We start from the raw sequence: 9228 nt of genomic DNA on the forward strand, positions 1-9228 counted from the left end.
CATGCTGATAGCCCTGATCGCCCGCGACAAAGCCGGTGCCCTGCAAACCCGCAAGGACAACCGCGACGCCCATCTCGCCTATATCGAAGAGACCGGGGTGGTGTTTCAGGCCGGGCCGCTGATCGAAAACGACGGCATGATCGGCTCGCTGGTGATCCTCGATGTCGAGAACATGGAAGCGGCAGAGAGCTGGGCGGCGAATGACCCGTATGCCAAGGCCGCGCTGTTCGACAAGGTCGAGCTGATCGAATGGAAGAAAGTCGTCGGCTGATGCGCTATTGGCTGTTCAAATCCGAGCCCTCCACATGGTCCTGGGCGGATCAACTCGCCAAGGGCGCGGCGGGCGAGGAATGGGACGGCGTGCGCAACTACCAGGCCCGCAATTTCATGCGCGAGATGGCCGTGGGCGACCGCGGCTTTTTCTACCACTCGCAAAAGGCCCGCGAGATCGTCGGCATCGTCGAGGTCTGCGCTGCGGCGCATCCCGACAGCACGACAGACGACGACCGCTGGGACTGCGTCGATATCCGCGCGGTGGAGCCGCTGCCGCAGCCGGTGACACTCGACACGATCAAATCCGATCCGGCGCTGTCGGACATGGTGCTGGTCAAGAACTCCCGCCTGTCGGTGCAGCCTGTCGGCGAAGCGGAATGGCGGCATATCTGTGGCCTCGGCGGGCTCTGATCGCGGTTAAGGGCAACAAAACAATTGAAATTGTAAGGAAACCGGTGATCCTGCGGTAAGGTTAATTTCGCCTGAATTCTCGGGCGTGCTTGCAGGGAGCGACTCACATGGATTTTCTCAGCGTCCTCATCGCCGCCGCCGTCGGTTTCGGCCTTGGCGCGGTCTGGTACATGGTGATGGCCGAGCCTTGGATGGCCGCCGCCGGCATCAAGCGCGGGGCGGATGGCAAGCCCGAGGGCGGGCAATCGCCGGCGATCTTCGCGATCACCTTTGTCATGCTGCTGCTGGTCGCCGGAATGATGCGCCACACCTTCGCGCTCTCCGGCGTCGATACCCTGGGCAAGGGCTTTTTGTCCGGCCTGGGCATCGGCTTGTTCTTTATCAGCCCCTGGATCGTCATCAACAATCTCTATGGCGGCCGGCCGTTCAAATTGTCGCTGATCGACGGCGGCTATGCAACTTCGGCCTGCGCGCTGATGGGGCTGGTGCTGGTGCTGCTTTGAAACGACCGGGCGGCAGACGGCAAAAGGGCCCTGACTTCGATCAAGTCAGAGCCCTCTCCTCTCACCCCGGACGCTCCCACACATCCTTCGTGATCTGAATTTCGGCTCCAACCTTTCTGGTCGGGATGAAACTTTAATAGCTTAACGCCGCCCCCGATCCAAATCTTAAGAAGTTAGGGTTTTCCCTAAATCGCGGATAGCTTCATCCCGCTTGGTAAAAATGGAGTAAATGTTCTCCGTCCATCCGCCAGACGGGTCAACAAAACAAGGGCATCCGGCGCGGCCTTGCCCTTTCGCCACCAAGCCCCGGCATTGCCGGTTTTTTTCGACAACCGGAAATGAAAAAGGCGCTTCCTTGCGAAACGCCTCTCCGAATATTCGTCAAATCGGTTTGGCTCAACCGTAGACCGATTCCTTGCCAAAGTGCTTAGTCAGGAGATAATAGACCACCGCGCGGTATTTGTTGCGCTCGGAGCGGCCATAGGTCTCGATCACCGAAGTGATTGCATCCATCAGCTCCGGCCCGTCGCCAAGGCCCAGCTTCTTGACCAGGAAATTGTCTTTGACGGTCTGCAACTCCTCGGGCTGCGTGCCCGCGACCGTCGATGCATCGGCGTTGTAGATCGCCGGGCCGCATCCGATGGTCACTTTGCGCAACAGATCCATATCCGGCTCGGTCCCGCATTTCGTCCGAAGATCATCCGCATATTGCGCAATAAGATCGTCGCGTTTTCCCATGAGTGTCTCCCCTTTTTGTCCCGTACATCCGGGCTCTGGCTTGGCCCCGCGCAGCATCAGACACTCAAAGCGGTCTGGCAACGGTTAATATGGGTGGGGATTTCCCCCTTCGGGGAGCGCGTGGCACAGATGCCGCAGCGGGCCGCCCGATGGCGGCAGAAGGGCGCGCTCCCCCGGGGTCCGAGGGAGCGCGCTGTGGCTCAATAGCGGTAGTGCTCCGGCTTGAACGGGCCTTCCGGCGTCACGCCGATATAGGCCGCCTGCTCGGGCGCCAGCTCGGTCAGCTTGGCGCCGATCTTGGCGAGGTGCAGCTTGGCCACCTTCTCGTCCAGATGCTTGGGCAGGATGTAGACCTGGTTGTCGTATTGCTCGCCCTTGGTCCAGAGCTCGATCTGCGCCAGCACCTGGTTGGTAAAGGACGCCGACATCACAAACGACGGGTGACCGGTGGCATTGCCGAGGTTCAGGAGACGCCCTTCCGAGAGCAGGATGATCTTGTTGCCCGAGGGCATCTCGATCATGTCGACCTGTTCCTTGATGTTGGTCCACTTGTGGTTCTTCAGGCTCGCCACCTGGATTTCATTGTCGAAGTGGCCGATGTTGCCGACGATGGCCATGTTCTTCATCTCGCGCATGTGCTCGATGCGGATCACGTCCTTGTTGCCGGTTGTGGTGATGAAGATATCCGCCGTGGCAATCTCATCTTCCAGAAGCGTCACTTCAAAGCCATCCATCGCCGCCTGCAACGCGCAGATCGGATCGACCTCGGTCACCTTGACGCGCGCCCCTGCACCGCGCAAGCTCGCGGCCGAGCCTTTGCCCACGTCGCCATAGCCGCAGACCACGGCAACCTTGCCGGCCATCATGGTGTCGGTGGCGCGGCGGATTCCGTCGACGAGGCTTTCCTTGCAGCCGTACTTGTTGTCGAACTTCGACTTGGTCACGCTGTCGTTGACGTTGATCGCCGGGAAGGGCAGCTGGCCCTTCTTGTGCAGATCATACAGCCGGTGCACGCCAGTGGTGGTCTCTTCCGAAACGCCCTTGATCGCGTCGCGGGTCTTGGTGAACCAGCCGGGGCTTTCCTTCATGCGCTTTTGGATCTGCGCCTTGATCACCTCTTCCTCTTCCGAGCCCGGCACCGCGAGGATATCCTCGCCCGCCTCGGCCCGCGCGCCCAAGAGCACATAGAGCGTGGCGTCACCACCATCGTCGAGGATCATATTGGCGCCTTCGGGGAAGGCGAAGGACTTGTCGAGGTAATCCCAGTGCTCTTCGAGCGACTGGCCCTTGACGGCAAAGACCGGCACGCCGGCCTTGGCGATGGCCGCGGCGGCATGGTCCTGGGTCGAGAAGATGTTGCAAGAGGCCCAGCGCACATCGGCGCCCAGGTCCACCAGCGTCTCGATCAGCACGGCGGTCTGGATCGTCATGTGCAGCGAGCCGACGATGCGGGCGCCTTTCAGCGGCTTGGCCGCGCCATATTCTTCGCGCAGGGCCATTAGCCCGGGCATTTCGGTCTCGGCGATATCCAGCTCTTTGCGGCCGTAGTCGGCGAGCGAAATATCTCGTACCTTGAAGTCACTGGTCATATCTGCGGTCCTTGCGGTAATAGCGTCGGACGGCAAATAGCACCGGTGCCCTCTCTGGGCAAGGTGAGGGGTGTCAGCCAGAAACGCCGGCCGGGACGGCTGCGCTGTCGTGCCAGTTCTGACCGGCGGCCAGCACGCAAGAGATGCCATCGGGGCGGGTCATTATGATGGTAAAAGTGCCGGAATCGGCCGAGCGCCAGACTTCGATCAGACGCTGCTCGGTCTGCAAGCCGCCACCGGCGAGCGTTTCCGAGAATTTGCTGTTCAGCGAATCGACCAGATTGTCGCGCGGCATACAGGTCGATTGCGCCAGGGCAGGCGGGCCGAGGGCGACGGCGCCAAAAACCAGCGAGGCGGTAAAAAGACGTTTGAACATGGGGCTTCTCCTTGGTCGGGGCCTCATGCAAGCCGGCACGCAGGCCCGGGGTTCTCTGGTATACAAATGCGCACTCCGGCCCTTTGGTTCCATTAACACCGGGTGACGATCTCGTGCTCGGCCGTGGGTTTGGATTTGCAGCGCAGCCGCAACCGGGCTAGGACCGATGCCCGAACGGAGACACCAGATGCCCCCCAAACCCCCGCGCGCATGGCAAAGAATGCTCTCTGGCCGCCGGCTCGACCTGCTCGATCCGACGCCGATGGACATCGAAATCGAGGATATCGCCCATGGCTTGGCTTTTGTCGCCCGCTGGAACGGCCAGACCATGGGCGATTTCGCCTATACCGTGGCCGAACATTCACTGTTGGTCGAGGCGCTGTTCCGCCGGATGAACCCGCGCGCGCCGATCCGCTGGCAGCTTGCCGCGCTGCTGCATGATGCGCCGGAATATGTGATCGGGGACATGATCTCGCCGGTCAAGGCCGCCGTCGGCGCCAGCTACGGCGAGCTCGACAGCCGGCTCACCGCCGCCATCCACATCCGTTTCGGCCTGCCCGCTGCCCTGCCGGTCAGCGTCAAGAAACAGATCAAGCGCGCCGACCGCGTCAGCGCCTGGATGGAAGCCACCCAGATCGCCGGGTTCACCGAAAAAGAGGCCAACGGTTTCTTTGGCCGCCCCGACAAGACCCTGATCGAGGGCCTGTCGATCACCCTGCGCCCCCCGCGCGAGGTGCGTGACGATTTCACCGCCCGGCACGCGGCGCTGCTGCAACTCTGCTGATCCCCGGCTTCTTCCGTTCGAAAACACCGCGGGAAGTGTGAGGGGCTGCCCCCTCACTCCGGCGCCGGTCTCGGGCGCGCCTGCGGCTATTTTGGCGAGCGTTTCGCCAGGATCCGCTGCAAGGTCCGGCGATGCATGTTGAGCCGCCGCGCGGTCTCGGACACGTTGCGGTCGCAAAGCTCGTAGACCCGCTGGATATGCTCCCAGCGCACCCGGTCGGCCGACATCGGGTTTTCCGGCGGCGGCGGCAGGTCGTCCCCCTTGGCCAGCAGCGCATTGGTGATATCGGTGGCATCCGCGGGTTTCGAGAGATAATCGGTGGCGCCGATCTTGACCGCCGCCACGGCGGTGGCAATCGCACCATAGCCGGTCAGCACCACGACCCGGCTGTCGGGCCGACGTTCGCGCAGCACCTCGACGACATCGAGCCCGTTGCCATCGTCGAGCCGCAGGTCGACAACGGCAAAGGCGGGCGGCCGGGCAGTGGCAATGGCGCGGCCGGCGGCGACCGATCCGGCGGTCTCGACATCGAACCCCCGCTTTTCCATCGCCTTGGCCAGCCGCCGCAGAAAGGGTTCGTCATCGTCGACCAGCAAAAGCGATTTGTCTTCGCCCAGTTCGTGCCCCGTCATTTCGGCCAAATCGTCGCTCCTCCCGATCGGTTGCTCACCGTTTCACGCGATTATTGAGAGTGTCCCCGGTCGTGTCAAACCTGCAAACCGGCGCAAAAGGTAGCAGCTGGCAAGTTAATGCACGAAAGTTCTGCACCGTGGTCACAGCCGGTTTCCCGCTCACCCGGCCGCCTCGATGAAACAGGCCGTGCGCGCCGCCATGTCTTCCGGCGAGATGTCGCGGCGGAAGTATTCGACAAAGCCATGCTCGGGCAGCACCAGGTAGGAAAAGGTCGAATGATCGACAAGGTAATATTCGTCGCTCTTGTCCTGTGCCTTGTAATAGGTGCGATAGGCCCGGCTGGCCACCTGCACCTGTTCTTGCGTCCCGGTCAGGCCGATGGCCTTTTCATGGTTGTTATAGGCGAAATCGCCCACAACCTCGGGGGTGTCGCGCTCGGGATCGACGGTGATGAAGACCGGCGTGGCGCTGTGGCCCTGCGCGGCCAGCAGATCGACCGCCTGCGCATTGCGGGCGAAATCCAGCGGGCAGACATCGGGGCAGAAGGTATAGCCGAAATAGAGGATCGAGGGTTCGGTGATCACATCGGCATCGGTCACCGACGCGCCGGCGCTGTCGATCAGGGTGAAGGGCCCGCCGATGGCATCGGTGCCGCCGGCCACGGCCGTGCTGCGGCACTGGGCGAACGGATCGCCCGACGCGTCGCCCTGAAAATACTTGTACCCCACGACGCCGCCAAATGCGATCACGGCTACTCCGGCAAACAAGGCGGCGATGCGGCCCATCGGCTTCTCCTGTAACATGATGATGATTGATCGAAACTCGCGGGAGACGTATCAATCTCGGGTTGGGGATCAAGGGGCAAAACGTAGCAGATGACGGATTTGGGATCGGACTTTCTGACCGAGCACCGCAGAGGCAACTGGGTCCGCCTGCGCACCATGATCATGCTGCGCTGGGCCGCCATCTTCGGTCAGCTCACCGCCCTGATCGTCGCCCAGCGCTGGTTCAACCTCTCGCTCGAGATCGGGCTGTGTTATTTCGCCATCGGCCTGTCGGTGGTGGGCAACCTCGTGGCGATCGCGATCTTTCCGGAAAACAAGCGCCTGAGCTCGACCGAGAACATGTTGATGGGCCTGTTTGACCTGTTGCAGCTGGCGTTCCTGTTGTTTCTCACCGGCGGGCTGCACAATCCCTTTGCCATCCTGATGCTCGGTCCGGTGCTGATCTCGGCGGCGGTTCTGAACACCCGGCCGACGATCTTCATCGCCGCCACCGCCATCCTCATGGTCTCGTTGCTGGCCGTCTATCACCTGCCGCTGCGCACCGAAGAGGGCTTTCTGCTGCGCACGCCCAACATCTTCGTCTTTGGCAAATGGCTAGCCATGGTGATCGCGCTGATCTTTCTCTCGGTCTATTCCCGCCGGGTCACCAGCGAGCTGCACACCATGTCCGACGCCGTGACCGCCACCCAGATGGCGCTGGCGCGCGAACAGAAGCTGACCGATCTGGCCGGCGTGGTGGCCGCCGCCGCACATGAGCTGGGCACGCCGCTGGCGACGATCAAGCTGGCCAGCGCCGAGATCGCCGAAGAGCTGGACGACCGTCCCGACCTGAAGGAAGACGCGCTGCTGATCCGCGCCCAGGCCGACCGCTGCCGCGATATCCTGCGGTCGATGGGCCGCGCCGGCAAGGAGGACATGCAGCTTCGTCGCGCGCCGCTGTCGGAACTGATCCGCGAGGCCGCCGAGCCGCATGAGGAACGCGGCAAGACGATTCACTATGAACATGCGCCGGGCCCCGGCGGCGAATTCACCGTGCCCACTGTCAGCCGCAAACCCGAGATCATCCACGGGTTGCGCAATCTCGTGCAGAACGCCGTCGATTTCTCGCGCGGGACGGTCTGGATCGACACCATGTGGACCGATGACCTGATCTCGGTGCGCATCGTCGATGACGGCGCCGGCTATCCGCCGCAACTGCTGGGCCGGATCGGCGATCCTTTTGTCCGGCGGCGGCGCGGCGAGGCCGACAGGAAGCGCCGGCCGGGGTACGAAGGCATGGGTCTGGGGCTGTTCATCGCCAAGACCCTGCTGGAACGCTCCGGCGCCGAACTGAGCTTTGCCAATGCCTCCGATCCCTATGAGCCGCGCGGCGCGGCGGGCGAAAAATGCGGCGCCGTGGTCGAGGTGATCTGGCCCCGCAGCAAGCTTGACGCCCAGTTGGGCGCAGGATCGGAGCCGTTGGGAGAGAACCGGCCGATCGAGATCTGACCGGCGGGGCAGCAAGACCGCTTAAGACATTGTTAACCTTGGCGTCCGATGGTGAGGCGAGGGAGAGATTCGATGCCTGTCGACCTGACCATCCCCGAAATCACCGTGCTGCTCTTCGGCAGCCTGCTCGGGACACTGCTGACCGCGGTGGCCCTGCGCCGCGCCGGTCCTGTTTCCCTGAACACCCCGGCCGACGACCGGACCTGCTTCGTGTTTTGCGACACCGAGCTTGTGGATGCCACCGGACCGGCCTCGGTGCTGGCCCAGCAGGCCGGATCGGACGCCGGCGACCATTGGCAGGATCTGCGCGCGGTGTTTCGCGCCCGCTTTGGCGATCTGCCCGACCGGCCCGGCGATGTCTTTGCCGCCATGGCCGAGCGCCGCCGCACCTATGCCGCGCTGGCACAGGACGATGGCGGGCGGCTGGTGTTTTCCCGGGTCGGCGACCGGGTGCACGTCTCCCTGCTCGACAATGCGCCCGAGGAGTTCGACCGGCAGATTTCCTTTGATCGGGCCAACGAATTGCGCTTTCTGCGCAATGCGGTGGCCGAGGCGCCGACGCCGATCTGGCTGGTCGATGACGCTGGCCGGGTGAGCTGGCACAACCACGCCTACAGCCGCCTCGCCGCGCAGGCCGGCGCCACGCAACCCGGCGACGAGCCGCTGTTTGCCCTTCCCGAGGATGGCCCGCCCGAGGCCCCGCTGCGCGTGCCGCTGCAACCGGGCGAAGGCGCGGCCACCAACTGGTTTGCGGTCACCAGCCGCAAGACGCCCGGCGGGTTGCTGTCTTATGCCAGCAATATCGACGCCGTGGTGCATGCCGAGCAGGCGCAGCGCAATTTCGTCCAGACCCTGAGCAAAACCTTTGCCCATCTTTCGACCGGGCTGGCGATTTTCGACCGCAACCAGCGGCTGGCGCTGTTCAATCCGGCGCTGCTCGATCTGACGTCGATGCCGGTGGACTTTCTTACCGCCAAGCCCAGCCTGGCGGCGTTCTTTGACTATCTGCGCGAACACCAGATCATGCCGGAGCCGAAGAATTATGCCAGCTGGCGCGACAAGATCGGCGCGCTGATCGCCGCCGCCCGCGACGGCCGCTATTCCAAGACCTGGAACCTGCCCTCGGGGCTGACCTACCGGATCACCGGCAAACCGCATCCCGACGGCGCCATCGCCTTTCTGTTCGAGGATATCAGCGCCGAGATCTCGCTCACCCGGCGGTTCCGGGCCGAGCTGGAAACCAGCCACGCGGTGCTCGACCGTCAGGAAAAGGCGCTGGCGGTGTTCTCTCAGCTTGGCATCCTGACCTTTTCCAACGAAGCCTTTCGCCAGATGTGGCGTTTTGATCCCGACAGCAGCTTTGCCGAAACCACGGTGCCCGACGTGCTGCGCATCTGGCAATCGGAATGCGCGCCCTGCCCGGCGTGGGAGGGGTTGCAGGGCTTTGTCACCTCCTTCGGCGAAAGGGTGCCGCGCAGGGCCGAGGTGCTGCACCAGCAACAGGGCCGGCTGGTCTTCTGCGCCGAACCGCTGTCCGGCGGGGCGACGCTGGTCTCCTTTACCCGTCCCAGCCTGTCGCCCGACGCGCCGGAAACGAGCGACCGGTTGCCGGTCGGCCGATGATCGGCCACAATCTGAGGTTTCATGG

11 protein-coding genes are annotated in these 9228 nt (G+C 63.4%); 6 read left to right on the top strand and 5 right to left on the bottom strand.

The features are described from left to right. The first annotated feature begins 1 nt into the window (after window position 1). The 3 genes from PVW49_RS03790 to PVW49_RS03800 all read left to right on the top strand — a co-directional run bounded on the left by PVW49_RS03790 (window position 2) and on the right by PVW49_RS03800 (window position 1187). Window positions 2-271, top strand: coding sequence for a YciI family protein (locus PVW49_RS03790; protein ID WP_048533481.1), 270 nt, complete (start codon window positions 2-4; stop codon window positions 269-271). Further along, the gene (locus PVW49_RS03795; protein WP_274589996.1) at window positions 271-684 is read left to right on the top strand and encodes an EVE domain-containing protein; all 414 of its coding nucleotides are present in this window, start codon (window positions 271-273) and stop codon (window positions 682-684) included. The genes PVW49_RS03790 and PVW49_RS03795 overlap by 1 nt, the downstream gene beginning before the upstream one ends. Window positions 685-791: 107 nt before the next feature. After that, window positions 792-1187, top strand: coding sequence for a DUF1761 domain-containing protein (locus tag PVW49_RS03800; protein WP_274561809.1), 396 nt, complete (start codon window positions 792-794; stop codon window positions 1185-1187). A gap of 396 nt (window positions 1188-1583) precedes the next feature. Here the strand turns inward: PVW49_RS03800 and PVW49_RS03805 are convergent, their stop codons facing one another. The 3 genes from PVW49_RS03805 to PVW49_RS03815 form a co-directional block, all read right to left on the bottom strand. Beyond that, window positions 1584-1925 (bottom strand): DUF2853 family protein, encoded by a 342-nt coding sequence (locus PVW49_RS03805; RefSeq protein WP_048533484.1) that lies wholly within the window; start codon window positions 1923-1925, stop codon window positions 1584-1586. Window positions 1926-2125: 200 nt separating this feature from the next. Then, a complete protein-coding gene (ahcY, locus tag PVW49_RS03810; protein WP_274589935.1) occupies window positions 2126-3514 on the bottom strand; it encodes an adenosylhomocysteinase in 1389 nt (462 codons plus the stop codon). 73 nt (window positions 3515-3587) lie between these two features. Further along, window positions 3588-3890: a hypothetical protein gene (locus tag PVW49_RS03815; protein WP_274589936.1), complete on the bottom strand. Its 303-nt coding sequence runs from the start codon at window positions 3888-3890 to the stop codon at window positions 3588-3590. Window positions 3891-4077: 187 nt separating this feature from the next. On the opposite strand from PVW49_RS03815, the gene PVW49_RS03820 reads away from it, so the two are divergent. Then, window positions 4078-4674, top strand: a complete 597-nt coding sequence (locus PVW49_RS03820) for an HD domain-containing protein (RefSeq protein WP_048533487.1) — start codon at window positions 4078-4080, stop codon at window positions 4672-4674. Between the two features lie 86 nt (window positions 4675-4760). On the opposite strand, the gene PVW49_RS03825 is transcribed toward PVW49_RS03820, so the two are convergent. Together PVW49_RS03825 and PVW49_RS03830 are read right to left on the bottom strand one after the other, a co-directional pair. Beyond that, window positions 4761-5306 (bottom strand): ActR/PrrA/RegA family redox response regulator transcription factor, encoded by a 546-nt coding sequence (locus PVW49_RS03825; protein ID WP_139211333.1) that lies wholly within the window; start codon window positions 5304-5306, stop codon window positions 4761-4763. 159 nt (window positions 5307-5465) lie between these two features. Further along, window positions 5466-6092, bottom strand: a complete 627-nt coding sequence (locus tag PVW49_RS03830; RefSeq protein WP_274589937.1) for an SCO family protein — start codon at window positions 6090-6092, stop codon at window positions 5466-5468. 90 nt (window positions 6093-6182) lie between these two features. Between PVW49_RS03830 and regB the strand changes: the two genes are divergently transcribed. After that, complete coding sequence (gene regB / locus PVW49_RS03835) at window positions 6183-7580, top strand: sensor histidine kinase RegB (protein WP_048533490.1); 1398 nt, start codon at window positions 6183-6185, stop codon at window positions 7578-7580. Window positions 7581-7652: 72 nt separating this feature from the next. Next, window positions 7653-9203: a PAS-domain containing protein gene (locus PVW49_RS03840; RefSeq protein ID WP_274561825.1), complete on the top strand. Its 1551-nt coding sequence runs from the start codon at window positions 7653-7655 to the stop codon at window positions 9201-9203. Window positions 9204-9228: the final 25 nt, after the last annotated feature.

Source organism: Marinovum sp. PR37, from assembly GCF_028807375.1.
GTDB lineage: Bacteria > Pseudomonadota > Alphaproteobacteria > Rhodobacterales > Rhodobacteraceae > Marinovum > Marinovum algicola.